The 25,083-nt window shown below is 48.2% G+C and carries 24 protein-coding genes; 11 read left to right on the forward strand and 13 right to left on the reverse strand.

Going from position 1 to position 25,083, the window contains the following annotated elements; all coding sequences use genetic code 11:
* Positions 1-5: 5 nt before the first annotated feature.
* Entirely contained in the window at positions 6-668 is a 663-nt protein-coding gene (locus tag F3H97_RS14195) for an NAD(P)H-dependent oxidoreductase (protein WP_230872868.1), read from the forward strand.
* A 38-nt stretch (positions 669-706) separates the two neighbouring features.
* Here the strand turns inward: F3H97_RS14195 and F3H97_RS14200 are convergent, their stop codons facing one another.
* A complete protein-coding gene (locus F3H97_RS14200) occupies positions 707-1,342 on the reverse strand; it encodes a nitroreductase family protein (protein ID WP_196431734.1) in 636 nt (211 codons plus the stop codon).
* Positions 1,339-1,785: a MarR family winged helix-turn-helix transcriptional regulator gene (locus F3H97_RS14205; RefSeq protein ID WP_078146066.1), complete on the reverse strand. Its 447-nt coding sequence runs from the start codon at positions 1,783-1,785 to the stop codon at positions 1,339-1,341. Before F3H97_RS14205 ends, F3H97_RS14200 begins: the two co-directional genes overlap by 4 nt.
* A gap of 181 nt (positions 1,786-1,966) precedes the next feature.
* On the opposite strand from F3H97_RS14205, the gene F3H97_RS14210 reads away from it, so the two are divergent.
* The 5 genes from F3H97_RS14210 (at position 1,967) to F3H97_RS14230 (ending at position 7,763) form a co-directional block, all read left to right on the forward strand.
* A complete protein-coding gene (locus F3H97_RS14210; protein ID WP_370568598.1) occupies positions 1,967-4,150 on the forward strand; it encodes a malate synthase G in 2,184 nt (727 codons plus the stop codon).
* Complete coding sequence (locus F3H97_RS14215; protein ID WP_015880380.1) at positions 4,147-4,443, forward strand: hypothetical protein; 297 nt, start codon at positions 4,147-4,149, stop codon at positions 4,441-4,443. The genes F3H97_RS14210 and F3H97_RS14215 overlap by 4 nt, the downstream gene beginning before the upstream one ends.
* A gap of 75 nt (positions 4,444-4,518) precedes the next feature.
* The gene (gene aceA, locus F3H97_RS14220; RefSeq protein ID WP_196431736.1) at positions 4,519-5,787 is read left to right on the forward strand and encodes an isocitrate lyase; all 1,269 of its coding nucleotides are present in this window, start codon (positions 4,519-4,521) and stop codon (positions 5,785-5,787) included.
* A gap of 216 nt (positions 5,788-6,003) precedes the next feature.
* On the forward strand, positions 6,004-7,329 hold the full coding sequence (locus tag F3H97_RS14225) for a PepSY-associated TM helix domain-containing protein (protein WP_159563287.1): 1,326 nt from the start codon (positions 6,004-6,006) through the stop codon (positions 7,327-7,329).
* Positions 7,326-7,763: a hypothetical protein gene (locus tag F3H97_RS14230; protein WP_196431737.1), complete on the forward strand. Its 438-nt coding sequence runs from the start codon at positions 7,326-7,328 to the stop codon at positions 7,761-7,763. Before F3H97_RS14225 ends, F3H97_RS14230 begins: the two co-directional genes overlap by 4 nt.
* Before the next feature lie 26 nt (positions 7,764-7,789).
* On the opposite strand, the gene F3H97_RS14235 is transcribed toward F3H97_RS14230, so the two are convergent.
* Positions 7,790-8,053, reverse strand: coding sequence for an LlsX family protein (locus F3H97_RS14235; protein WP_047795807.1), 264 nt, complete (start codon positions 8,051-8,053; stop codon positions 7,790-7,792).
* A 65-nt stretch (positions 8,054-8,118) separates the two neighbouring features.
* Positions 8,119-9,309, reverse strand: coding sequence for a LysM peptidoglycan-binding domain-containing protein (locus tag F3H97_RS14240; protein ID WP_196431738.1), 1,191 nt, complete (start codon positions 9,307-9,309; stop codon positions 8,119-8,121).
* 265 nt (positions 9,310-9,574) lie between these two features.
* On the opposite strand from F3H97_RS14240, the gene F3H97_RS14245 reads away from it, so the two are divergent.
* Positions 9,575-10,324, forward strand: a complete 750-nt coding sequence (locus F3H97_RS14245; RefSeq protein ID WP_196431739.1) for a FixH family protein — start codon at positions 9,575-9,577, stop codon at positions 10,322-10,324.
* A gap of 33 nt (positions 10,325-10,357) precedes the next feature.
* Here F3H97_RS14245 and F3H97_RS14250 read toward each other — a convergent pair whose 3' ends face one another.
* The 7 genes from F3H97_RS14250 to F3H97_RS14280 all read right to left on the reverse strand — a co-directional run bounded on the left by F3H97_RS14250 (position 10,358) and on the right by F3H97_RS14280 (position 16,584).
* Positions 10,358-11,983: an ABC-F family ATP-binding cassette domain-containing protein gene (locus F3H97_RS14250; RefSeq protein ID WP_015880408.1), complete on the reverse strand. Its 1,626-nt coding sequence runs from the start codon at positions 11,981-11,983 to the stop codon at positions 10,358-10,360.
* Positions 11,984-12,148: 165 nt separating this feature from the next.
* A complete protein-coding gene (locus F3H97_RS14255) occupies positions 12,149-12,868 on the reverse strand; it encodes a PDDEXK family nuclease (RefSeq protein ID WP_159563292.1) in 720 nt (239 codons plus the stop codon).
* The gene (locus F3H97_RS14260; RefSeq protein ID WP_370568599.1) at positions 12,865-13,320 is read right to left on the reverse strand and encodes an SACOL1771 family peroxiredoxin; all 456 of its coding nucleotides are present in this window, start codon (positions 13,318-13,320) and stop codon (positions 12,865-12,867) included. The genes F3H97_RS14255 and F3H97_RS14260 overlap by 4 nt, the downstream gene beginning before the upstream one ends.
* Positions 13,321-13,372: 52 nt before the next feature.
* The gene (gene pepT, locus F3H97_RS14265) at positions 13,373-14,611 is read right to left on the reverse strand and encodes a peptidase T (protein WP_159563294.1); all 1,239 of its coding nucleotides are present in this window, start codon (positions 14,609-14,611) and stop codon (positions 13,373-13,375) included.
* Between the two features lie 113 nt (positions 14,612-14,724).
* Positions 14,725-15,462 (reverse strand): glucose 1-dehydrogenase, encoded by a 738-nt coding sequence (locus F3H97_RS14270; RefSeq protein ID WP_159563295.1) that lies wholly within the window; start codon positions 15,460-15,462, stop codon positions 14,725-14,727.
* Positions 15,463-15,559: 97 nt separating this feature from the next.
* The gene (locus F3H97_RS14275; protein WP_196431741.1) at positions 15,560-16,234 is read right to left on the reverse strand and encodes an LrgB family protein; all 675 of its coding nucleotides are present in this window, start codon (positions 16,232-16,234) and stop codon (positions 15,560-15,562) included.
* Entirely contained in the window at positions 16,231-16,584 is a 354-nt protein-coding gene (locus tag F3H97_RS14280; protein ID WP_196431742.1) for a CidA/LrgA family protein, read from the reverse strand. The genes F3H97_RS14275 and F3H97_RS14280 overlap by 4 nt, the downstream gene beginning before the upstream one ends.
* Before the next feature lie 149 nt (positions 16,585-16,733).
* On the opposite strand from F3H97_RS14280, the gene F3H97_RS14285 reads away from it, so the two are divergent.
* Positions 16,734-17,471: a YwqG family protein gene (locus tag F3H97_RS14285; protein WP_196431743.1), complete on the forward strand. Its 738-nt coding sequence runs from the start codon at positions 16,734-16,736 to the stop codon at positions 17,469-17,471.
* 44 nt (positions 17,472-17,515) lie between these two features.
* Here F3H97_RS14285 and F3H97_RS14290 read toward each other — a convergent pair whose 3' ends face one another.
* The gene (locus tag F3H97_RS14290) at positions 17,516-20,668 is read right to left on the reverse strand and encodes an efflux RND transporter permease subunit (protein ID WP_159563299.1); all 3,153 of its coding nucleotides are present in this window, start codon (positions 20,666-20,668) and stop codon (positions 17,516-17,518) included.
* Between the two features lie 58 nt (positions 20,669-20,726).
* Positions 20,727-21,293 (reverse strand): TetR/AcrR family transcriptional regulator, encoded by a 567-nt coding sequence (locus F3H97_RS14295; protein ID WP_196431744.1) that lies wholly within the window; start codon positions 21,291-21,293, stop codon positions 20,727-20,729.
* Positions 21,294-21,519: 226 nt separating this feature from the next.
* On the opposite strand from F3H97_RS14295, the gene F3H97_RS14300 reads away from it, so the two are divergent.
* The 3 genes from F3H97_RS14300 (at position 21,520) to F3H97_RS14310 (ending at position 25,059) form a co-directional block, all read left to right on the forward strand.
* Entirely contained in the window at positions 21,520-22,581 is a 1,062-nt protein-coding gene (locus tag F3H97_RS14300; RefSeq protein WP_159563300.1) for a Fe(3+) ABC transporter substrate-binding protein, read from the forward strand.
* A gap of 133 nt (positions 22,582-22,714) precedes the next feature.
* Positions 22,715-24,352, forward strand: coding sequence for an ABC transporter permease (locus F3H97_RS14305; RefSeq protein WP_196431745.1), 1,638 nt, complete (start codon positions 22,715-22,717; stop codon positions 24,350-24,352).
* Positions 24,352-25,059 carry an ABC transporter ATP-binding protein gene (locus F3H97_RS14310; protein WP_031424334.1) on the forward strand — a complete coding sequence of 236 codons (708 nt, stop codon included), beginning with the start codon at positions 24,352-24,354 and terminating at the stop codon, positions 25,057-25,059. Before F3H97_RS14305 ends, F3H97_RS14310 begins: the two co-directional genes overlap by 1 nt.
* Positions 25,060-25,083: the final 24 nt, after the last annotated feature.

Raw genomic sequence — 25,083 nt, forward strand, 5'->3', positions numbered from 1 at the left:
GTACGTTGAAAAAGAAAGACATTTTAGAGGCATATCGTTGGCGTCAAGCGACGAAAGCGTTCGATGCGGATCGTAAAATCAAAGAAGAGGACATGGAGTTCATCTTAGAGACGGGACGTCTTTCACCGAGTTCGTTCGGATTCGAGCCATGGCAATTTGTCGTGGTACGTCGGGAAGATTTACTCCAAAAGATTAAAGATCATGCATGGGGAGCGCAAGGTCAGGCCCTGACTGCCAGTCACTTTGTATTGATCCTCGCAAGAACACCGAAAGCCATGCGTTACGATTCGGACTATATTCGTCATATCGTGACGGGTGTACAGGGCCGGACGGAAGAAGAATACGCACAACGCGTGAAACGGGTACAGGAGTTCCAGGAGACCGACTATCGTCTCTTAGACGATGAGCGTGTCTTCCAGGAATGGATCAAGCGTCAGACATATATTCCGCTCGGAAACATGATGACGGCTGCCGCACAAATCGAGATTGATTCATGCCCAATCGAAGGGTTCAATCAAGAGGAAATCGATGAGTTGCTCATCTCAGAAGGCGTGATGGAACGAGGCGAATGGTCACTTTCGGTCATGGTCGCATTTGGGTATCGAGCGCGCGATTTCGCACCGAAAACACGTCGTGATTTTAACGAAGTCGTCAAATATATCGGATGAAAAAAGAGTCAATCGCCGGGGCGATTGACTCTTTTGAATTATTTCCAGTCTGTGATGCGGTCGACTGGGAAGCGGACTGATGGATACCCTTCTTCTGCTGCTTTCCCGATCGAGAGAAGCATGACTGGAAGGTAACGTTCTTTGTCGAGACCGAACGCTTCAGCGATGTTCGCTTTGTCGTATCCGCCGATTGGGTTTGTGTCATATCCGTGCGCACGTGCGACGAGCATGAGTTGCATCGCAACAAGACCTGAATCGAGCATGATGCTGTCCTTGATCATTTCTTTCGGTGCATCTTTAAAGATGCCTTTGATCATGTCGACTTGACGGTCGCGGACTTCAGCCGGCATCATACCGCGCTCTACCGCTGTATCGAAAATCTCTTCTGTGTAATCTGCCATTTGATAGTCGGCGAAGAGGGCGATGACCGCTGAAGATGTTTCCACTTGGCGTTTGTTGAAGCTTGCGAGTGGAAGGAGTGTTTCTTTTCCTTCTGCGCTATCGATGACGACGAAGCGCCATGGCTGTAAGTTAAGGGATGAAGGAGCTGTTGTCGCTTCTACAAGAATTTGTGTCATTTCTTCTTTTGAGATTTTGACGTTCTCATCGTATACACGAATCGAGCGGCGTCCTTTGACAATCTCCATAAAGTCTTTTTGTGTAGCAGTGTTCATATTGTAGTCTTCCTTTCATGGTCAATAGTATCTTGTAACATCGTGAGTGATGCTAATAACTGTTGTTGATCCTCTACCTTCATGTTGACAAAAAGTCGGTCCGTTAAGCACTCTTTTTGCTCAGTCCAATGTGCAATTTGTTCACGACCATCGTCTGTCAATTCGACATAGATGACACGGTTGTCTTGTTCACAGCGTCTCCGCGTGATGAGTCCTTGTGTCTCTAACTGTTTCAAGTGCCTGGTGATGGCGGCATGGTCGACATCGACGCGTTGCTGCAATTCACGTTGCCGCAATGGACCGACATGATACAAGTTGCTTAAAATGTCATAGCGGCTCAAGCTGAGCCCGTCCATTTCAGAGTCGAATAATTGCCCCAATTCTTTTTGTACGGTGATGATGTGATAGAGAATTTGATCCCGAAGCGAGCAAGAATCTCGCATGCACATCGCCTCCTCAAATCATTGATGACTCAATCATTGATGGGTCACACAATGTATAGTAAACCCATCCTGACGATATTTCAAATAAAAAGTTTTAAAAAATAGGTTGTCAAACTGTTATATAATAGTCTATATTATAACCAACTGATATATAACAATGATTAAAGGAGGATGTGAACGCTTGGAACACTATGAACGACTAAATACGTATCATATTCATGAGAAACTGATTGAACTTGTGAATAAAAACGTTCTTGAACCCCATGAAATCAATGATTTTTGGGAAGGGGTCGAATCGCTTCTTGAGCGTTTCATTCCAGTGAATCAGACACTTCTGGAGCAGCGCAAGACATTCGAGCGATTGTTACAGGAGTGGTACAGTCGTCAAGACGAAGTCGATCCAACCGAGTACGAGACATTTTTAACGTCGATCGGCTATATCGAACCGGTAGTCGAAGATTTTCAGGTCGACGTGTCGAATGTCGATCGCGAAATCGCTCATCAAGCGGGACCGCAACTCGTCGTACCGTTAGACAATGCCAGATATGCACTCAATGCCGCCAATGCCAGATGGGGGAGTCTCTACGACGCCCTTTATGGGACGGACATGATTGACGAGGCAGACGGCATGGAAAAGGGACGAGCATATAATCCTGTTCGCGGAAATGAAGTTATTCGGTTAGCTAAACAGTTTTTGGATGACACGTTCCCACTGTCGTCCGGGTCACACAGAGACGTATCACGATATGTCGTTCGTGACGACGTCGCCTACGCGGTGATTGGAGACGAGGAGCATTTATTCGCTCATGATTCCTTCGTCGGTTACACCGGCGAACCGAACGAGTTGAAGACATTGATGCTCCAGCACCATGCCTTGCACGTCGAACTTCAATTCGACCGCGAACATCCAGTCGGCAAAGTCGATCCTGCTGGACTGATGGACATCGAGCTCGAATCAGCCCTCTCCGCTATTGTGGATTGCGAAGACTCGGTCGCAGCCGTTTGCGCAGAAGACAAAGTTCATCTGTATCGTAATTGGCTCGGTCTAATGGATGGGACGCTTGAAGCCTCGTTCCAAAAAGACGGGAAGCGACTCTCTCGGCGTTTAAACGAAGACAAGCGTTTGATTGGAAAAGGTGGGGCGGAAGTCGTCCTCCCAGGACGCGCGCTCTTGTTCATTCGGAACGTTGGACACTTGATGACGACGGACTTGATTCTTGATGCAGAAGGTCGCGAGGTACCAGAGGGGATCGTTGATGCCATCTTTACTTCATTGATTGCAAGTCGCCATCTTCATCGTCGTCTCAACTCTCGGGAAGGATCGATTTACATCGTCAAGCCGAAAATGCACGGCTCTGAAGAAGTGGCATTCACCAATGTTTTGTTTGATGCCGTGGAAAATCTGCTGGACCTTCCTCGCTATACGTTAAAAGTCGGCGTGATGGATGAAGAAAGACGAACGTCGCTCAACTTGAAAAATTGTATCGCGCAAGTAAAAGAACGGGTCGTCTTCATCAACACGGGCTTCCTTGACCGGACGGGAGACGAGATTCATTCTTCGATGACGCTCGGACCGATGCGTCGGAAGGGAGAAATGAAAACGTCACCTTGGCTCGCTGCATATGAACGGTTGAATGTATCGATCGGTCTCGAGAGTGGGTTCCATCATCAAGCACAAATCGGAAAAGGGATGTGGGCGATGCCCGATCGGATGCAGGACATGATGCGTGAAAAAATGGCACATGTACGGTCCGGGGCAACGACGGCATGGGTGCCTTCACCGACCGCGGCGACGCTCCATGCGATGCACTATCATCAACTCGATGCTTTTGATGTACAGCGAGAATTGTTGAAACAGCCTGTTTTAAAACATGAACGACAACAGCTCCTTGATATCCCGCTCGCGACGCGCATTTATTCGCAAGAAGAGATGAAAGAAGAGCTTGAGAACAACTTGCAAGGATTGCTCGGGTACGTCGTCCGTTGGATCGAACAAGGTGTCGGTTGTTCGAAAGTGCCGGATATTCACCATATCGGACTGATGGAAGACCGGGCGACACTCCGGATTTCGAGTCAACACGTGGCCAACTGGTTGCATCACGGCATCTGTTCAGCAGAACAAGTCGAGGTCACCCTTTATCGGATGGCACGAGTCGTCGATGAGCAAAACGAGTCAGACCCGAATTATCGACCGATGACGCCGAACGTCGATCAGTCGATCGCCTATCAAGCCGCCCACGAACTCGTATTTCATGGGTTGAAACAGCCGAACGGGTACACGGAGCCAATCTTGCATCGTCGCCGCCGTGAATTTATGAAACGTCAAACTGTGGAGTTAAACCTTAAAGGAGGAACCTCATCATGACAACGAAAAAAATGGAAAGCGAACAGTTGATTGAACGTTGGGTCGTCCGCCGTATCGTATCTGGAGAATCGACAGCATCTTTGGCGAATACGGCATTCGTATACGGCAACGACTTGATGCGCCTCGTCTTGGATCGTGCTGACGGTTCGCTCCAAATCATGAAAGAGCCGATCGATGAAGTCGTCGTTTTCCGAAAACCGGAGGACCGGGACGAAGAAAATGTTTGCCGTTGCTGCGGGATGGAGCATTCGACGTTTAAGGCAGCGTTGGAATGCTGCGCTTACCTCGACTAAATCATTTCATTTGCACCATCTGTTATATAACAAATTAAATTTATCGAAGTTAATATAATACAGGAGGGTTTGTTGATGAAAAAACGCGAAGAATTGGTGAACAGCTGGAAGTCAGAACGATTCGAAGGGGTAGAACGTCCATACTCTGTAGAAGACGTCATGAAACTACGAGGGTCTATCGTGATTGAACAGACGCTTGCGACAAAGGGAGCGGAACGCCTGTGGCAATTGATGCACGAGCGTGACTACGTCCATGCACTCGGTGCGTTGACAGGGAACCAGGCGATTCAACAAGTAAAAGCAGGACTCGAAGCCATCTATTTGAGTGGTTGGCAAGTAGCGGCGGATGCGAACCTGTCAGGTCACATGTATCCGGACCAGAGTCTATATCCGGCCAACTCGGTGCCAAGTGTCGTCAAACGAATCAACCAAGCGCTTCAACGTGCCGACCAAATTCAAACGGCAGAAGGGAAAGGCGACACGCATTGGTTCGCACCGATTGTCGCGGATATGGAAGCCGGTTTTGGTGGGGTACTCAACGTATTCGAATTGACGAAGGCGATGATTGAAGCGGGGGCTGCCGGCGTTCACCTCGAAGACCAGCTCTCGTCTGAGAAGAAGTGTGGTCACCTTGGTGGGAAGGTGTTGCTTCCGACGCAGACGGCTGTGAAAAACTTGATTTCGGCGCGACTCGCGGCAGACGTCATGGGCGTCCCAACGATCATCGTAGCGCGGACAGATGCGCACGCGGCGAACTTGATTACGAGCGACATCGACCCAATCGATCATCCGTTCATCATTGGAGAGCGTACGCCGGAAGGCTTCTATCGTACGGAAGCTGGTATCGAGCAAGCAATCGCTCGCGGTCTCGCTTATGCACCGTATGCAGATCTCGTCTGGTGTGAGACGTCTGAACCAGATTTAGCAGAGGCACGTCAATTTGCCGAAGCGATTCATGCGAAGTATCCAGGCAAACTTCTCGCTTACAACTGCTCACCATCGTTCAACTGGAAGAAGAAGTTGTCAGACGAAGAGATTGCCACGTTCCAACAAGAAATCGGTGCAATGGGCTACAAGTTCCAGTTCGTCACACTCGCTGGATTCCACGCGCTCAACTTCGGCATGTTCGAGCTCGCACGCGGTTACAAAGACCGTGGCATGGCAGCATACTCGGAATTACAACAAGCAGAATTTGCGGCTGAAGTACACGGTTACACGGCGACACGTCATCAGCGTGAAGTCGGAACGGGTTACTTCGATGAAGTCTCGCTCGTCATCTCAGGTGGGCAATCATCAACGACTGCACTGGCTGGATCGACAGAAGCAGAGCAGTTCACAAATTGATCATATTTTGGAGACGCCAACTTGTTGGTGTCTCTTTCTTTATGTGAAAGTATGTGAGATAGATTGATGAATATGTGAAAAAAAGATGAACCAAAGTTCATTTTCACTTCTCCAATTCGACGAATAGTTGTCACAAATAGTAAGAATAAACCGTTTCCATTCCTTGTATACTCAATCTGTTCACAAGTTGGACACAATGATAAAGGGGGAAGCATCATGCAAGGGGAACGATTGAATAAACGCAACGCTTGGTATCAAGCGGTATGGCGTTGGCACTTTTATGCAGGTCTCATATTTGCACCAATTTTTATTATCCTGGCTGTGACAGGAAGCATTTATTTATTTGAACCGCAAATAACGAAGATGCAATACAAAGACATGATGACGGCAACTTTCACGGAAGAACAGCCGATTGAAGTCCAAAAGGAATCATTCATGACGGAATATCCGGATGCGATGATCACATCGATTCGTTTGCCGGATGAAGGCGAATCGACTCGAATCGGTTGGATGAACAAAGACGAGATGATGTATACATATATTCATCCGGAAACTACAGAAGTTTTAGGAACGCGGTCTGCTGAAGGTAGCATGGATTTATTAGTTGTGATTCATGGCACACTATTAGGTGGTCAAATCGGGAACTGGGTCGTCGAACTTGCGGCGTCCTGGGCAATCATTCTTCTTATTACGGGGACATTCTTGTTTTGGCCGCGTGGTAAGAATCCGCTTCGGATGCTTATGCCGAAGCTTGGGAAAGGACGACAGTGGTGGAAGCAGATGCACGGTAGCGTCGCTTTGTGGTCATCGCTAGGCCTCGTGCTCATTATCAGTTCAGGGTTGGCTTGGTCATCCGTTTCGGGTGCGATGTTGCAGTGGGTTTCCTCGTCGACAAACACGGGAGCACCGATGTATGCCTATGCGTTTGGCGCCAAGCCAGAATCGACCGTGACGACAAAAGAGGTGGCAGAAGACGTACCTTGGGCGACCCAAGCAGATCTCGTTCCAACGTCTTCTCCAAGTACGATGTTGCCGATTGATTTAAATCAGGTGGTGAACAAGTCCACGATTGATCGACCGTACACAATCTCGCTTCCGGAAGGCGAAACAGGCGTCTATACTGTCACATCGGCAGCAGGTCATCCATTTAAAGAATCGACGGTGAACTTAGATCAATATAGTGGTGAAACACTCAGCTCTGTGACATACGCAGATTACGGGATTCTCGGAAAACTGATTACGGTTGGAATCGCGTTCCATGAAGGTCGCCTGTTCGGTTTACTCAATCAATTGGTCGGTGTCGCGCTTTGTCTAGGTCTCATTTTCGTGGTCATCAGCTCGTTCATGATGTGGCGCAAACGAAAAGTCGGATCCATTGAACAGATGAAGCGGTTTGAGGACGAACGCATTAAACGAATCGTCGGTATCTTGATTTTACTTCTAGGTGTGACATTACCGCTCGCAGGAATCAGTATTCTTGTCGTTCTCCTATTTGATTGGTTGATTGGTCGCCGGAAGTTGAAAGCGGAGGTGGCAGCATGAAACGATTTAAAGCAGTCATTCCTGTCATCCTAGCGACAATTTGGTTAAGCGCGTGTCAACTTCAACCAGTAGAACGCACCATTGATCCGATTGGGATTCAACTGATCGTACCTGAACGTGTAGAAGTTGGCTCGACGACGCTTGCGATGAAAGTATCGAATGATGAACGTGTGACGGAAAGCCATATTCAAGTCACGCCTTACGATTCGGAAGAGACCCGGACGTATGAAGTGACAGAAAAGGATGGCTATCTCGTGACGAGCGTGAAACTCGATCAGGGAATCTACCAAGTGAACGGCATGGCCCATGAAGGGCAGAAGGTCTATACGCCGTCCGCATGGATGATTGTCGGTGATGTACCGCAAGACCAAATCGACCAATTGCAGCAACCAATCGTTCACTCACACGACCATGGTGGTGAACATCAGCATTAAAAAAGTAACCGTTGCGTATGCAGCGGTTACTTTCGTTTAAGACGTATCCCGATCTCTCCAATGAGAACGGCAAGGCCCATGAATCCGGCACCGAGGATGGCCATTTGATTCTGGTTGGCGACCCCGATTCCGTTCTCGAATTGATAAATCTCACGTGTTAAGAATTGGATCGGCTCACCGGATGTGAGTGCTTGTTCATAACCGAGCCAAATCAAAATCGAGAATGTGGCAATTGAAACCAAAAGTCCGATGAATGCGGTAGTACTGACACGGATTACGGTTCGAGTCATAGCAATTCCTCTTTTCCTGTTTGTATACGATACGTCACAAGCTGAGGAAAAGATTCACAGTGCACTCATTTTGGAATGGTCAACACTTGTCCGACGTAGATGGAGTTGACGTTCGTGATATTGTTGGCGGCCGCGATTTTCGCAACAGTTGTGTTATACATCATCGCAATCTTGTACAGCGTGTCCCCTGATTTGACCGTGTATTTTACCGTAGTTGTCGGTGGTGTGATCGTCGTACCTGGGATGACGAGCACTTGTCCGACATAGATGGAGTTGACGTTTGTGATGTTATTGGCGGCTGCGATTTTTGCGACGGTCGTATTGTACATCGTTGCAATCTTGTAGAGTGTGTCGCCCGATTTCACCGTATATTTCACAGTCGTCGTAGGTGGTGTAACGGTCGTAGTTGGAATGATGAGCACTTGTCCTACATAAATCAAGCTGTAGTTCGTAATGTTGTTGGCGGCAGCAAGCGCCGAGACGGTGACTCCGTATGTCCGTGCGATACTGTACAACGTATCACCTGACTTCACGGTATACGTTTTGTTCGTCGATGTGTTTTGATATGCAAGTAATTGTGAGACCGTGACAAATTTGTACCCTTTTGCTTTGAGTTGTGAAATCATCGTTGGGAGTGCGAGCGGTGTACCCGGGGCCCCGGCTCCGGTATGCATCAAGACGATTGAACCCGGTTTGATGTTAGTCTGAACTTTCGTGTTGATTTGGCTCGCGGTCAACCCTTTCCAGTCAACCGTATCAATGTTCCATTGAATCGTGTATCCGTATCCTGCAGCCCCGACACCGCTCAATACGGTACTATTCACTGCACCAAAAGGGGCTCTGAAAATCGGTTTTGTCGTTTTTCCGGTCAATGATTTAATCAAAGCTTCCGTGCGGTCGAGTTCGGATTTCATCTGCGTGGCAGTCAGTTTGGTGAAGTCAGGGTGTGTATACGAGTGATTTCCGAGTTGATGTCCTTTTGCGGCGATATTTTTAATGTACTGTGGATGGTTATTTGCGCCCGACCCCGTTAAAAAGAAAGTGGCTTTGACATTGTTTTTTGCTAAAATGTCTAAAATCTTGTTCGTGTTCGCCCCGTCTGCCCCGTCATCGAACGTCAATGCGACGACCTTGCTCGTCGTGTTCACGCTCGTGACAAATTTTGAAGCGGCGGCACTGACGGAAATCGATTGTGTGATCACCATCGCCAATAAGATGAACAGTGCCATCGCCCCACGAATGACCTTACGTTTCATCTGAATTCGCCTCCATTCATGATGTAACTCTCTTGATGTTAAGACTTTCCAAATGATTGACCTTGATATATTTTATATACCCCTTTTTAGAAATGATGGACTAAAATTCGGAAATGTACTCAATAAATTTTGATTCAACTATATGTGTGAAATTTGTGAGAATGTATCGTGGGATATATCACAGAATGCTCACACTCTTTTTGGAAAGAGATGGTATCATGAACAATGTGTGAAAGATGTAAGCGATTTATAAGGAGGACTTATGATGAAAAAGATGATGACACGGTTTGGGGTCGTGTTTGGACTCATCGGGTTGTTCGTACTCGGTGCGTGTGGTACGGAGAAAGAAGCGGAGAGCGCGGCTGTTCCACAGTCAATGGAACCGGTCGAGGCAGAGTTGACGGTAGAGGCAACGGCTGAAAAGGGAGAGGCGGTACCTTTATCAGTAACAGTCACGCAAGATGGTCAACCTGTAGACGATGCGGATGAAATCAAGTTCGAGGTATGGAAGAATGGTGCGAAGGAAGAAAGTGAGATGATCAAGGCGTCACTCACGAAAGACGGTATCTATGAAGCGGAGACGACGTTCGCGGAAGAAGCGGTCTATACGGTTCAGGTTCACGTGACAGCGCGTTCGATGCACACCATGCCGACGACAAACGTGACGGTTGGACATCCAGAAACGGCTGCTGAAGCGGAAGAAGAGAGTGAGCATCATCACCACGCTGGAGCGGATATCACGCTTGACCCGAAAGAGGCGACAGCAGGGGGAGAACAACCATTCATGGTACACGTCATGATTGAAGACGAGATGCTCGCTGGGGCGGAAGTACAACTCGAAATCTTCCAAGACGGGGCAGAGAAGCATGAGTGGGTGAAGTTAGAGGAAGCAGATGCTGGGATGTATAAAGGTGTACACACCTTTGCTGAATCAGGCGCATACAACGTTCAAGTCCATGTCACGAAAGGTCATGATATTCATGAGCACGTGATGGAGACGGTAGACGTAAAATAAAAATGATCGGCTCACGCGAGCCGATCATTTTTATTATGCATTTTGATAGAGAGATTCAACTTGTTGTTGAAGCGCTTCGTTCTCCAAATATTCATCGTACGTTGCTTCTTTATCCACGATGCCATTCGGTGTCACTTCGATGATGCGTGTCGCAATCGTCGAGATGAGCTGATGGTCATGTGAGCTGAAGAGGAGCACACCTTTGAATGACTCGAGACCGTTGTTGAGTGCTGTGATCGATTCGAGGTCCAAGTGGTTCGTCGGATCGTCGAGGACGAGCACGTTCGAGTTCGAGAGCATCATCTTCGAGAGCATGCAACGTACTTTTTCTCCCCCTGAGAGGACAGACGCCTTCTTCATGACTTCTTCACCTGAGAAGAGCATGCGGCCAAGGAATCCACGAAGGAACGTGTCTGACTCATCGGCAGGTGAGAACTGGCGCAACCAGTCGAGGATGCTCTTTTCTGAGCCTTCGAAGTACTCCGAATTGTCTTTCGGGAAGTATGACTGAGTTGTCGTGACGCCCCATTTGACTGATCCTGTGTCTGGCTCCATCTCACCCATGAGAATTTTGAAGAGTGTCGTGATGGCAACGTCCGAACGACCGACGAATGCGACTTTGTCCGTCTTGTTGAGTGAGAACGTGACGTTGTCGAGTACTTTTACACCATCGATTGTCTTCGATACGTTATCGACATAGAGAACATCGTTTCCGATCTCGCGCTCCATCGTGAATCCGACGAATGGATAACGACGTGACGACGGACGGATGTCATCAAGTGTGATTTTATCGAGCAACTTCTTACGCGACGTCGCTTGACGTGCTTTCGATGCGTTCGAGCTGAAACGTGCGATAAAGTTTTGAAGCTCTTTGATTTTCTCTTCTTTCTTCTTGTTCTGGTCTGCCGCCATACGTGTAGCGAGTTGGCTAGACTCATACCAGAAGTCGTAGTTCCCGACATACAATTGGATTTTTCCAAAGTCGAGGTCGGCCATGTGCGTACAGACTTTGTTCAAGAAGTGACGGTCGTGGGAAACGACGATGACTGTGTTTTCAAAGTTGATCAAGAATTCTTCTAACCATTGAATCGCTTTTAGGTCAAGTCCGTTAGTCGGCTCGTCTAAGAGGAGGATATCTGGCTTACCGAAGAGCGCTTGGGCAAGAAGGACTTTGACTTTCTCCCCACCTGTGAGTTCGCTCATTTGTTTCTGGTGGAGCGCTTCAGAGATACCGAGACCTTGGAGGACCATCGAGGCTTCCGACTCTGCTTCCCAACCGTTCAACTCAGCGAATTCCCCTTCGAGTTCAGCTGCGCGCATCCCGTCTTCATCTGAGAAGTCTTCTTTCATGTAGATGGCGTCTTTTTCTTTCATTACTTTGTAGAGACGCTCGTGACCCATGATGACGGTCTCGAGAACTGCACTGTCCTCATACGCGTAGTGGTCCTGTTTGAGGACGGCGAGACGTTCGCCTGGTGTGATGCTGACATCACCCGTCGTCGTATCTTGTTCACCTGATAAAATCTTTAAGAATGTCGATTTTCCGGCACCGTTCGCACCGATCAATCCGTAACAGTTGCCTGGCGTGAACTTGATGTTCACCTCTTCAAACAACTTGCGACCGCCAAATTGTAGGCTGACGTTATTTACTGTAATCATGTATGGTATCCCTCGTTTTTCTGATTAGTTTACGACGTGTATTGTATCACGTTTTTGAAAAACGCGCAGTCGCGTAAAAAGTGGAAGTGAAAAATGACTCTATTCGGTAATTCCCAACATATCATATGTTTAGTAAAAACATAACGTCTCACTTAATACATTTGGTTACTTGAAGTGAGACGTTGTGTCAAAGCAACGAAGTAAACGAATTCCTTCAGGGGAAATAGTGCAGTTCAGTTGCCATATTTCTAATCCGGAAGGTATCGCATCGTTAATCAATTGACGAATTAGATGGTCTTGTTTTCGGTTGGAATTACCGGTATAAATTGGTGCGTCATATAAAAAAACATATAAGAGGACTGCTCTTCCGGTTTGGGGTAGAGTGGAAATCAGAGCGTGGAGATGACGAATCAACCGTTCTGTCTCGATGGGTCGTTTCAATCGTCTACGTTTAAAGTGTGGGAGAGGAATAGTGAGTAGTTCGCTGAGCGGAGCCTTCACTTCCATGAAGATTCCATCAATCTGAAAATCGATTCGTGCACCGCCAATTACTATTTCACGTTTGATTCCCCTCGGGGTTGAGAAAGCATCAAGCTGGTTCTCAAGTAAGAAAGCTTCAACATAGTCGTTGACACGACCTTGATTGATTCCAATCCATTGTTCACCATCGACTGAAATGGCTTCGACTGTAAAGTGAGTTTTACGATTCGAGTCATAGGTTTCTGAGACGAGGCAGGGGATGTTTTCAAATATAATATCTCCAATCCTTCCTGTTACAGGACAATGGCAAGGCGCGAGTAAATCATCAACGAGTACGTCCATGACAAAGCGATTACGTCTGTTTACAATTATCGCTTTTTTCAAAGGTTCTTCAAATAAAATCATTGCCACTTTTTACGTGAAATGACGGTATTCAACTCAAATGCTACATTTCCTGCGAGTGCGCGTGAAATCATACATTGATCTTTCGCTTTTTTCGCGATGCGCTCGACAAGCGTGATGTCTCGGTCGGTCATCTCTGTAGGTACATGAATCGTTGTCGCATAGCGAATCGTCTCGTAAGTGAAGATGCCGTTCGTCACATCGACGATGCCCTCTGCATTAATCGTGATACCACGATGAGTCAGGTCACTCCGTCCAAGTACGGCTGCGAGGGTGATGATATAACACGTTGCCGCTGCCCCGAGGAGCATCTCATCCGGATTCGTTCCGACTCCCGGACCGTCCATTTCGGGTGGGATTGAAATCTGTGTCTTTAATCGCTCGGCCTCGAGGGTGCCGACGTCATTTCGTCCGCCATCCCAACCGAGGTTCATGCTAAATGTATGTTTCATCAAAAATCGCCTCCAATGTCTCTAGTGTAAAAGAGAACGATTGGAGGCGCATGTGTTATGCTTGTGCGCGCTTCGCGAATGTGCGAAGTGTTTCGATGATGACCGTTGTCGCTTTTTCCATATTGTTCACAGAGATATATTCGAACTTCCCGTGATAGTTCTCTCCACCTGTGAAGATGTTCGGTGTTGGAAGACCCATGTAAGAAAGTTGCGATCCGTCTGTGCCACCACGAATCGGTTCGATTTTCGGTTCGATGCCAAGGCCGCGCATGACATCAGCGACGGTATCGACGATGTGTTTGACTGGTTCGATTTTCTCGGCCATGTTGTAATACTGGTCTTCCATTTGGAGTTCAATCCGTGCTTCCCCGTATTTTTGTTTCCATTCGAGGACAAGCTTCTCCATCAACGCTTTACGCGCTTCAAACTTCTGTTTGTCGTGATCGCGGATGATGTATTGAAGCGTCGTCTTCTCGACGTCCCCAGTGAAGCCGTTCAAATGGAAGAATCCTTCATAATTGCTCGTCCGTTCTGGTGCCTCATCAGCAGGTAACCGATTTTGGAACGCCATCGCGAGCTTCATCGAGTTCACCATCTTATTTTTCGCGCTACCTGGGTGTACGTTCGTTCCGTGGAAGGTGATGGTCGCACCGGCTGCGTTGAAGCTCTCATACTGCAACTCTCCGAGTGGTCCGCCGTCCATCGTATAAGCGAAGTCTGCATTGAATCGGGCGACATCGAATTTATGTGGTCCACGGCCGATTTCTTCATCTGGTGTGAAGGCGATGCGAACCGTCCCGTGTGGAATCTCAGGATGGGCCAATAAGTATTCAACGGCTGTAACGATTTCAGCAATCCCTGCCTTATCATCCGCACCAAGGAGTGTCGTACCATCCGTTGTCATGAGCGTATGCCCGACATACCCATCAAGTTCTGGGAAGTCTTTTGGTGATAAGACGACATTCAATGACTCGTTCAAGACGATGTCGCCACCTTCATAATGCTCGACGAGTTGAGGGGACACGTTCGTTCCTGTGAAGTCGGTCGCTGTATCCACATGAGCGAGGAATCCGATTGTCGGGACGTCATAATCGACGTTACTTGGAAGTGTGGCGAATAGATAGCCGTATTCATCCGTCTCGACGTCTGTCAGTCCGAGTTCTTTTAATTCTTTCTCCAAATGACGAATCAAATCCCATTGTTTGGCCGTCGATGGTGTTGTCGTACTCGTGAAGTCAGACTGTGTATCGATCTTCGCGTAAGTCATTAAGCGTTCAATTAATTTGTCTTGCATCTAAAAACCTCCCTAAGTCTTTACTCAACATATTCAGTTTAGCATGAGGGCAGTCGTATAAAGTATCAAAATAGTTTGAAAAAAGGCGACCAAATGAATGGTCGCCTTCTGATTTACTGAATGATTACCCCGCCATCGATGACGAATTCGGCGCCGGTGAAGTAACTCGATTCGTTTGAACCGAGAAACAAAACGAGGTGGGATACGTCTTGAGGTTTTCCGATTCGTTTCAGAGGAACCGTTTCAGCCATTTGCTGTACTACCTCTTCAACGCCAGGTTGCATGATCATTGGTGTCTCGATCAATCCTGGGTGAATGGAGTTGACGCGGATGCCGTCAGCCGCCACTTCAAGAGCAACGGCTTTTGTCATACCACGAACCGCAAATTTGGAAGCGACGTAGGCGGCTCCGCCCATCCCTAAAATTCCCGATATTGAAGAGATGTTGATAATGGAACCATGACCGGCTTTTCGCATCGAAGGAATGACCGTTTTCATTCCAAGAAAGACGCCAACTTGGTTAATGTCGATTACTTTCCGATATTCCGCTTCAGAGAGTTCATCGATTGTTGGGGTTACAGCAATTCCCGCATTGTTCACCAGAATAGTGATTGGTCCGAATGTTTCTTCAGTTGCTTTGACAATCGCTTCCCAGTCTTCTAGTTTGGTCACGTCATGCTTCATAAAAATCGCTTTTCCATGCAACTCTTTTTCCAATGCCTCGCCCTCGCTGCTCAAAATGTCGGTGAATACGACCAGTGCGCCTTCATCGACCAATGCCTTGACATGGGATGCCCCCATTCCTCGCGCGCCACCTGTTACCAAGGCGACTTGATCTTGTACACGTCCCATTGTTTTTCCTCCTCGGATCACACAAAAGAAGGCAAGCGTCTCTTTTCATTATAATATGTTTTATTACCTATTGTGAATGAACAAGGAGAGGAGAAACTTAAAATAAGATGGGAAAAAGAAGTGGCAAGATAAACGATGTGAAGATGGCCGTCAATCCCATCGCAGCACCACCAGTTGCACCAGACAACGGATGTTCCGTTGCCGCTTGAGCGGTCCCGATTCCATGACTGATCGTCCCGAGTGTGAGTCCACGCGTGAACGGGTCGTCCATACGGATCCATGTCAAGAGTACCGGTCCAAGCATCGCCCCTAAAATACCGCAGGCAACAGCAATCGAGGCGGCAAGTGTCGCATCTCCTTCTAGCTGTCGAGCCAACTCAAGGGCAATCGGAGACGTCGCTGATTTGACCGATAGCGCAATCAATACGTTTTCGGTAAACGAAAACAGTTTGCCGAAAAGTACAGCCACAAAAATCGTAGAGAGTGACCCGAGTACGATGGCACTCAGGGCCCGTTTTGCCCGGGCGAGTAGTACGGGTAAGTTGCGATAGAGCGGTAACCCGAGGGCGACCGTCGCCGGACCGAGTAAGATGGTGATGAGATCGGTAGCCGGTTCATACGCATCATAGGACTGTCCTGTCACGAGTAACAGAAGAATCAAAATCGCTGTACTTAAGAAGACGACATTGGTGAACGGAGATGCCCACTTCATGGAAAGTCGACGACTGAGCGAATACACGAGAATCGTCAATCCGATCCAAACGTATGTCATGATGCCTCACCTTCTTTCCCGGAAACGAGCGCCGTCACAATCATCCCGACCGCCATGCTGGCGAGTAACGTGATGAGGAGCGGGATGCCGGCAGCTTTTAACAACGTTCCGTATGCCATAAGGCCGACGGCAATCGGGATGAAGAAGAAGGCGAGGTGCTTCGTTAAATATCCGGCACTGTCCTCAATCCATTCCACGCGAATGACTTTTGTCAACAAGAGGACGAGCAAGAGCACCATGCCGATGACGCTGCCTGGTACTTTCCACGAGAACGTCTCAACAATCCAGTTTCCGAGCGTGCTCAACCCAAACAAGAGTGAGAGCCCGATAATCCATTTTAATAATTTCATATACATGACTTCCTTTCACGTCATTCAAAACGTATGAATCTTCTCAAATTCAACGAGAGAGGTCAAGAATAGGGTATGACAAAAAATATAAGGGGTACATACGTTCGGGATGCTATACTACATCTATCATAAACAAGCGGGGTGTCGAGATGGAACTAAAAACGATTGAGCAATTTATTCAAGAACACGGACTACAAAACAGGGAAGACATTTTACATGCGTTCACAAAGCGGGTCAATTTGACAATTTTGCCACGGACAACAAGGGAAGAAGTGGCGGTTGGCCATTCTAAGTTTGGCGGATATCCTGACTTACCACACGCAGACTTGCATCCTGGAGAGAATATGACGTTTTTAGCTCAGTTTCGTTTAAGTGATTTGGCTGAGTTTGAATCCGTAGATGCACTCCCGAAAGAAGGTTTGTTGTCTTTCTTCTATGATTTAGAAGAACAACCTTGGGGAGATGTGGATGAACGTCATCTTTGGCGTGTTCTGTTTACTGAAGAATCGAAACTTGAGCGAGTGCGAGTTGGAGAAGCATTAAATGAACGTGCCGTTTCTTTCAAAGAGAGTTATGCGGAGAATGGGTATGATTTGTACGATTTGCTCGGTGACGATCTGTACGAGACGTTAGTCGAACAATTTGATCAAGAAGAACTCCACGCAATCGGTGGACATCCGAGTGAAGTGCAAGGTGACGTTTTTGAAGAGATACAAGAAACATATGGGGAACGATTCGATCATCCTTTCCTATTGTTTCAAATGGACACGTCTGAAGAGTTAGACGTCATGTTCGGGGATGCAGGTATTCTCTATTTTCTCATTCCGGAAGATGCTCTCCGTGCCAAACGGTTTGGAGAAACCGAAATCATTATGCAGTGTTATTGAACGCAAAAAAGGGAGCCGACTCGAATGAGTCGACTCTCTTTTGATTATGCTTGTTTTTTCTTACGGAATCGTGCGAAGAACTCATAGACGATCGGTACGATGAGCAACGTGAGAAGTGTCGAACTTGTGAGTCCGCCAATCACGGTGACCCCGAGACCTTTCGAGATGAGTGCGCCACCCTCGAGACCGAGTGCGAGTGGTGCGAGTGCACCGATTGTCGCGAGTGCGGTCATCAAGATTGGGCGAAGGCGTGTGCCCGCTGCCTCAAGTAACGCTTCACGTGTTGATAAACCAGCTTCTTCTTTATGAATGACGCGGTCAATCAAAACGATGGCGTTCGTGACGACAATCCCGATCAACATGAGTGCCCCGATCAAGGCAGAAACCGAAATCGTTTCACCCGTGATGAGAAGGGCGACGAGTCCCCCGATAATCGCATACGGAAGTGAGAACAACACGACGAATGGCGTGAGTGCCCCTCCGAATGTGATGACGAGAACCAAGTAGACGATGGCGATCGCGGCGAGCATCGCGAGACCGAGCTGTGTGAACGATTCTTGAATCTGTTCCGTTACACCGCCGACATCATACGAGACGCCAGAAGGGAGCTCGATGTCCGATACGCGTTCTTCAATCGCAGCAGACGCTTCTGTCGCTTTATCTGTGCTGAGTTCAACACTTACTTGCGCAAGCAGTTTTCCGTCGCGCTCGACGAGTGTGTCCGGTGTTGTGCCTTCTTCGATTTCAATGAAGTCTGAAATCGGGCGTGGTCCGAACGGTGTCGTGATTTCTTGTGCTTGCAGGTCATCGACACTGTCATACGTCACTTGCTCGTTCGGGATGACGACGTCTAACTGTTTGTCATCCACTGTGACACTCGCAAGTGGACTTTCTGGTGCCTGGAACTGACTGATGACTTGCGCGATTTGACCTGCCGACACACCGGCTTCTGCAGCGGCCTGTTGGTCGACGTTGAACGTGTATTGTACATAGGACTCACGTAAGTCAGATGTCGCTTGACGGACATAATCCGTTTCCTCTTCAATCGTTTCGATGAAAGTCGGCACGATGGCTTCTAGATCTTCAAGTGAGTTGGCATAGACGTTGTATGTGACACCGCTCGTTGCGCCGCCACCTGAGAAGTCTTGTTCTTTCCATTCCCCGTTCGAAGCGAGTTCGTTCAACTTCTCGATATCAGCTAACTTCACATCCGCGAAGTCTTCCGTATCTGGATCATATTGAACGATGAAGATTCCTTGTTTGTTGTTTCCGGGGTTCAGCGGGTTTTCTCCACCGACTGTGAACTGAACGTCCGTTGCGTTCGGTTGTTCTTCCATGAAGTATTCTTCTGCCACTTCTGCTGCGGCAATCGAATCTTCAAGTGTTTGACCAGGTTCTGGGTCGAACGTGACGAACAACGTCTTCTCCGAATCCTGATTCAAGAAGTTGACCCCAATCGCTGGGACAAGGGCGAAGCTACCAATCAATAGGGCAGTCGCGAGACCGAACACAACGAGTTTATGGTTCAGTGACCAGTTCAAGACGCCACGATACCATTCCGCGAGCTTGCCTGGACCTTCTTCTGGCTTCAACTTGTCGCGGTTTTTAAAGAACGAGTCGGCCATCATTGGTACGACCGTGATTGCCACGAGTAACGAAGCGAGTAATGCGAAGACGACCGTCAATGCGAACGGCAAGAACAATTCACCGACAAATCCTGTGACAAATCCGAGCGGTAAGAATACCGCGATCGTGACAATTGTCGACGAGGCGATCGGGATGAATACCTCTTTTGTTGCCGCGATAATCAATTCTTTACCGCGAAGTGGTTCGTTCGACCGTGTGAGTCGACGGTAAATGTTCTCGATGACGACGATGGAGTCATCGACGACACGCCCAATCGCAACGGTCATCGCACCGAGTGTCATGATGTTCAACGTGATGTCCAATTGCTTCAAGACGATGAGTGCCATGAGAAGCGACAACGGGATCGAGATGACGGCGATGATCGTCGATCGGAAGTTACGTAAGAACACTAAGATGATGAGGATAGCGAACAACCCACCAAGTAATGCTTTAGACAACATGGTTTCGACCGACTCTTCAATCGGTTGTCCTTGGTCGAGTGTGATCGATACATTCGCCGTATCGTTTTCAGCTTCGAAGTCATTCAATACTTCTTTGACGGCGTTGACGACATCGACCGTGTTCGCATCTTGTGTCTTCGTCACTTGTACGCCGATTGAACGTTCACCGTTCGAGCGAGAAATCGATTCTTCGATTCCTTTGTCCTCGATTGTCGCAAGTTCACTCAACGCGACAGTCGGAACCGTCGTCGGAACGTTCGGTGGTAATGCCGATGGTGTTTCCGTCGGGACCTCTGTTGGCACGTCTGGCGTTTGACTAGGTGGCAATTCAGTCGGGGCAGACGGTGTCGTCGGCGTTGATTGTGCTGGTGAGTAAGGGATTTGGATGTCGCGGAACGCTTCGAGCGTCTCCGACTTGCCGTCGATGACGACCGCTTGCTCCGTATCACCTAATTCATATAACCCGAGCGCAATTCGAGCGTCATTCGCTTGAATCAATTGTTTGACCGTATCTTCTGTCAAATTGTATTCTGCGAGCGCTTCTTGGTCGAATTGAAGTTCGACGCGGCGAATCTCTTGTCCGGCAATTTGGACGGTTTGCGCACCTTCCACTCCTTCAAGAGCAGGCTGCACTTCTTCCTCGACGAGTTTTGTCAATTCGGCCAAATCAAGACTCTCATCCGAGATGGCAGCCCCGATTACCGGGAAAGCGTCGAAACTGAGACGCGACACTTGTGGTTCTTGTGCCGACTCCGGCAATTCGACGTTGCTTAACGCATCTTTGACTTGTTGTTCCGCTTCATCCATATCGGTACTGAAATCATAATCGATTTGGATGTTCGAAGCGTTTTGGAATGACGAAGAACGAACTTGTTCCACACCATTTAAATTCTGAAGACGATCTTCTAACACGGTGCTGACTTCTTCGAGCACTTGCTCAGGGGATGCACCTGGATAAATGGTTGTGACCGAGACGGTCGGAGTCGTAATGTCCGGTAACGTCTCGAGCTTCATCGTCAGACCGGCGAAAAGACCGGCGGCCGTCAAGATGATCGTCATCAACCAAACCGCAAACTTGTTGTTGACGGAGAAGGACGTGATTTTCTGCATGGGTTTTTAATCTCCTCTATTATTATGTTGTTTTATGACTCACGATTATTATGTTGTTTTATGACTCACGATCGATGTCGTGGGCTCGTTCAATCAAGCGTGCGATAATCGCTTGTTTGAGTTCGGCAGGGGGAACGCCGACACCGAAGTGTTCGGACATCATCATGCCTTCGAGTGCATAACGAATGATCATCGTTTCCACCGGGTCGGCCGTTTGTTGGAACTGTGCGAAGAACGTATCCAAATCATGTTTCCAACGATTGGCGTACTCTTGGTCGACTTCGAACAACGTGAGAAATGCAATCATTTTCTCGACGTCGATTTGGATGGCAGCACGCTCAGGATGCAACTTCGTTTCATCAAATAGACGAACGAATGCCTCGACAGGTCCATGGCCTTCATCTTGCAATGAAGCATATAGCTCGTTTTGTTCTTGTTGTAATCGTTCGACCATCGCCGTCATCAACGCTTCTTTTGAAGGATAATGATAAAGAAGTCCCCCTTTAGATACACCCGCAGTCTTGGCGACTTCATCTAAGGTAAGTTGATGCACGCCGTGGTTCATGATGATGTCGGTTGCCGCATCCAACAGCTTTTGCTTTGTAACGTTCGATCGGTTTGACATATCTTCACCTCTTTCTGTACCGACCAGACGGTTTGTTTGATTTTACTATATCGTTCGTATTCTTTTAAAGTCAAGAAATGATGTCCTCAAAACTATCACGAATTGCACATGTAATATGATAGCGATTGCAGAAAAGTCTTGACGTGAGAATGATTATCAGTGATGATAGGTACTGAGAGTAATTATCATTACCAGAGAGAAATAACCGAACGTGGGGGAATGACAGATGAACAAAAAATATGCAGCTTTAGGAATTTCAGCAGCGTTAACGACATCGCTCCTTGCCGCTTGTGCAAGCACAGATGAGACAACTTCAAATGAAGGCTCAGACGATTCAAACGTCGTCAATGTTTACTCGAGTCGCCACTACGATGTCGATCAACAATTATATAAACAGTTTGAAGAAGAAACAGGCATCAAGGTCAACGTGGTGGAAGGGAAGAGTGACGAACTTCTCGAGCGTTTGAACACAGAAGGGGAGAGCACAGAGGCTGACCTCTTCATCACTGCAGATGCTGGAAACTTGTATCAGGCGAAAGAAGCGGGACATCTTCAAGCGGTCGATAGCGATGAGCTTGAGTCAAACATTCCTGCAAAATATCGTGACACAGACAACGAGTGGTTCGGTTTGACGAAACGTGCGCGTGTCATCGTGTATTCAAAAGATCGCGTGAAACCAGAAGATTTGTCGACGTACGAAGCGTTGACGGAAGAACAGTGGAACGGCAAAGTGCTCGTGCGTCCATCGGAAAACATGTACAATATCTCACTCCTCGCATCGTTCATCGAAGTGAACGGTGTCGATGAAGCGAAAGAGTGGGCGAAGGGCTTAGTGAACAACATGGCACGCGACCCACAAGGGAACGACCGTGACCAAGCGAAAGCAGTCGTCGCTGGCGAAGGGGACGTGGCCATCATGAACACGTACTACATGGGGCTCATGTTGAATTCTGAAGACGAGGAAGAGAAGAAAGTCGCTGAACAACTCGGTGTCTTCTTCCCGAACCAAGATACAACAGGCACACACGTGAACATTTCGGGTATCGCGATGACGAAAGCATCGAAAAATACAGAAAACGCTCAAAAATTGATGGAGTTCATGTCAGAACCGTCAGCTCAAGAGAAGTTTGCGAGTGTGAACTATGAATATCCAGTCAACGAGTCGGTTGAACCGAATGAGCTTCTCCAGTCATGGGGTGAGTTCAAAGAGCAGGATATCAATCTCTCTGTACTCGGTGAAAACCAACAAGAGGCAATCCGTATCTTTAACGAAGTAGGTTGGAAGTAAGATGACTTCGGCTTGAACGAGAGTTCAGGCCGGAGATTTTTGCGTTCTTCACACCCTAAGCGCTACACGGGATGCACAGAAACTGATATGATGGGACAGGAATTGATAGTTTACAGAACGGGAGCGGTACGACATGAACTGGCACGCAGTAAAACGACAACTGAATGGATGGGCGATCCTCAGCTTTCTCGCGATTTTATTGATCGTCTTGCCGGGAATTGTCGTGCTCGTCGAATTGTTCGCCCCGGTCAATGACAATTGGCAACACATTCAAGAGTACCTGTTGCCCCGTTACGTGCGAAACACGCTGTTCATCATGGTGGCTACAGGAGTCTTGACGACCGTGATCGGAACGAGCCTCGCTTGGTTCGTGACCGTCTATGATTTCCCGTTCCGTCGTTTCTTTAAATGGGCACTCATCCTGCCGCTCGCGATTCCGCCTTATATCGGGGCGTATACGTATCACGGCATCTTGAACTATACGGGTGTGATCCAGACGACGTTACGAAACGAATTTGGTATCACCGTCGATCAGTCGTACTTCAACATCATGTCGATTCAAGGAACCGTGTTTATTTTCACGTTGTTCCTCTATCCATATATTTATACGATCACACGAGCGTTCTTGCATAACCAATCATCCTCGATGATTGAGAACGCGCGGATTCTCGGTCGTGGCTCGTGGGACATTTTCTTCACCGTCGTCATACCGATTTCTCGAGTCGCCATCATCGGCGGTGTCAGTCTCGTCTTGATGGAAGTGCTCAACGACTATGGTGTCGTGAAATACTTCGGGATTCAGACGTTTAGTACCGCCATCTTCAGCACGTGGTTCGGGATGAAGGATACGTCGTCGGCGCTGAAGCTTGCGGGCACGCTCATGGTTCTCGTCATCGCCATCTTGACGATGGAACGACTCGTCCGGGGAAGGAAGCAATTCAGTTACGCTTCGACGAAAGTAAAACCGCTCAAACCGAGACCGCTGCAAGGTTGGCATCGCTATGCGGTATTCGCATATGTTTCGCTCGTCTTTGCGATTGCATTCGTCATTCCGTTCACGCAGTTGACGGCTTGGACGTTCCTGACGTTCGATACGGTCTTCACGGAAGAATTTTGGCAACTCGTTTGGAATACGGTGCGTGTCGCCTTTATCGCGACGGTCATTATTCTGTTGTTCGCACTTATCATCGCAAACTACACACGACTCTTCCCGTCGAACATGACGCGTGTCATTTCGAAAGTGACGACGCTCGGGTATTCGATTCCGGGAGCGGCCATCGCCATTGCGGTCATCACGCTCTTCTTGTGGCTCGATGATAAAGTGCTCAATTTGGCACGGGCGCTCGACTTGAGTCAGACGTTCGTGTTCCGCACGACGCTCATCATGCTCATCTTTGCCTACGTCATCCGCTTCCTCGCCATCGGCTACAACTCGATCGAGAGCGGGTTTGAGAAGGTCGGGAAATCGTTCACCGAAGCATCCCGTATGCTGGGGTGGAACACGGTCCAGACGTTCTTCCGTGTCGATATCCCGATGATCAAAGGCGCCATCATGAGCGCGTTTATCCTCGTCTTTATTGATATTATGAAAGAGTTGCCATTGACGCTCTTTTTACAACCATTTAACTTTTCGACGCTTGCGACACAGGCGTTCAAATACGTGAGTGATGAGAAGATTCACGAAGCGGCACTCGCTTCCATCGTCATCGTCCTCATGAGTGGACTGTTGATTTTCGTTTCCCACAAGGTGCTTGATAAGGAGGCCGACTAATGTTCGTTCAAATCAACGATTTACATTTTAGCTATAAAGGTGCGCATGAAGAGACCATCAAAGGGTTCTCGATTTCAATCACGAAAGGTGAAATCGTGTCGCTTCTTGGGGACAGCGGATCGGGGAAGAGTACGATTCTCCGTTTGATCGCAGGGCTCGAGATGCCGAACCAGGGCGTTGTCGTCGTGAATGACTGTGTCTGTTGCGACGATTGCCAGTTCATGCCGCCAGAAGACCGTGGCGTGGGGATGGTCTTTCAAGACTATGCACTCTTCCCGCACATGACCGTTGAAAAGAACATTCGATTCGGTCTTCATAAACTGAACCGCAAGGAGCGGAATGCGCGCGTCGAAGAGATGCTCGCGCTCGTTAACTTGACAGAGTTCCGTCACCGCTATCCGTACGAACTCAGCGGGGGACAACAACAGCGTGTCGCGCTCGCGCGCGCGCTCGCACCGAAACCGGCGCTCTTGATTCTAGACGAACCGTTCAGTAACCTGGATACGTCACTTCAACACCGGATTCGCGACGATTTGCGTCGTCTCTTGAAGCAGACGGGCACGACGACGATCTTTGTGACGCATGACGAAGAAGATGCCGAGGCGCTTGCCGACCGCATCGTCTATCTCGGAGAAGGCAAAATTAAAAAGCAGGTCATGACGGAGAACAACAAGACGTTCAACCCGCAAATTCCTTGCTTCGTATAAACAACAAAAGACCCCTTACTCATT

This window comes from Exiguobacterium sp. SRB7LM (genome assembly GCF_015712685.1).
In the GTDB taxonomy this organism is placed as follows: domain Bacteria; phylum Bacillota; class Bacilli; order Exiguobacteriales; family Exiguobacteriaceae; genus Exiguobacterium; species Exiguobacterium profundum.

Excerpts from the sequence above, each read along its gene's own strand:
- F3H97_RS14310 (WP_031424334.1), top strand. The coding sequence starts at position 24,352 with ATGTTCGTTCAAATCAACGATTTACATTTTAGCTATAAAGGTGCGCAT.
- F3H97_RS14200 (WP_196431734.1), bottom strand. The coding sequence starts at position 1,342 with ATGAACACTGCTACACAAAAAGACTTTATGGAGATTGTCAAAGGACGC.
- F3H97_RS14225 (WP_159563287.1), top strand. The coding sequence starts at position 6,004 with ATGCAAGGGGAACGATTGAATAAACGCAACGCTTGGTATCAAGCGGTA.
- F3H97_RS14300 (WP_159563300.1), top strand. The coding sequence starts at position 21,520 with ATGAACAAAAAATATGCAGCTTTAGGAATTTCAGCAGCGTTAACGACA.
- F3H97_RS14270 (WP_159563295.1), bottom strand. The coding sequence starts at position 15,462 with ATGGGACGTGTACAAGATCAAGTCGCCTTGGTAACAGGTGGCGCGCGA.
- F3H97_RS14275 (WP_196431741.1), bottom strand. The coding sequence starts at position 16,234 with ATGACATACGTTTGGATCGGATTGACGATTCTCGTGTATTCGCTCAGT.
- aceA (WP_196431736.1), top strand. The coding sequence starts at position 4,519 with ATGAAAAAACGCGAAGAATTGGTGAACAGCTGGAAGTCAGAACGATTC.
- F3H97_RS14205 (WP_078146066.1), bottom strand. The coding sequence starts at position 1,785 with ATGCGAGATTCTTGCTCGCTTCGGGATCAAATTCTCTATCACATCATC.
- F3H97_RS14230 (WP_196431737.1), top strand. The coding sequence starts at position 7,326 with ATGAAACGATTTAAAGCAGTCATTCCTGTCATCCTAGCGACAATTTGG.
- F3H97_RS14295 (WP_196431744.1), bottom strand. The coding sequence starts at position 21,293 with ATGTCAAACCGATCGAACGTTACAAAGCAAAAGCTGTTGGATGCGGCA.
- F3H97_RS14255 (WP_159563292.1), bottom strand. The coding sequence starts at position 12,868 with ATGATTTTATTTGAAGAACCTTTGAAAAAAGCGATAATTGTAAACAGA.
- F3H97_RS14285 (WP_196431743.1), top strand. The coding sequence starts at position 16,734 with ATGGAACTAAAAACGATTGAGCAATTTATTCAAGAACACGGACTACAA.
- pepT (WP_159563294.1), bottom strand. The coding sequence starts at position 14,611 with ATGCAAGACAAATTAATTGAACGCTTAATGACTTACGCGAAGATCGAT.
- F3H97_RS14280 (WP_196431742.1), bottom strand. The coding sequence starts at position 16,584 with ATGAAATTATTAAAATGGATTATCGGGCTCTCACTCTTGTTTGGGTTG.
- F3H97_RS14250 (WP_015880408.1), bottom strand. The coding sequence starts at position 11,983 with ATGATTACAGTAAATAACGTCAGCCTACAATTTGGCGGTCGCAAGTTG.
- F3H97_RS14235 (WP_047795807.1), bottom strand. The coding sequence starts at position 8,053 with ATGACTCGAACCGTAATCCGTGTCAGTACTACCGCATTCATCGGACTT.
- F3H97_RS14215 (WP_015880380.1), top strand. The coding sequence starts at position 4,147 with ATGACAACGAAAAAAATGGAAAGCGAACAGTTGATTGAACGTTGGGTC.
- F3H97_RS14245 (WP_196431739.1), top strand. The coding sequence starts at position 9,575 with ATGAAAAAGATGATGACACGGTTTGGGGTCGTGTTTGGACTCATCGGG.
- F3H97_RS14290 (WP_159563299.1), bottom strand. The coding sequence starts at position 20,668 with ATGCAGAAAATCACGTCCTTCTCCGTCAACAACAAGTTTGCGGTTTGG.
- F3H97_RS14305 (WP_196431745.1), top strand. The coding sequence starts at position 22,715 with ATGAACTGGCACGCAGTAAAACGACAACTGAATGGATGGGCGATCCTC.
- F3H97_RS14240 (WP_196431738.1), bottom strand. The coding sequence starts at position 9,309 with ATGAAACGTAAGGTCATTCGTGGGGCGATGGCACTGTTCATCTTATTG.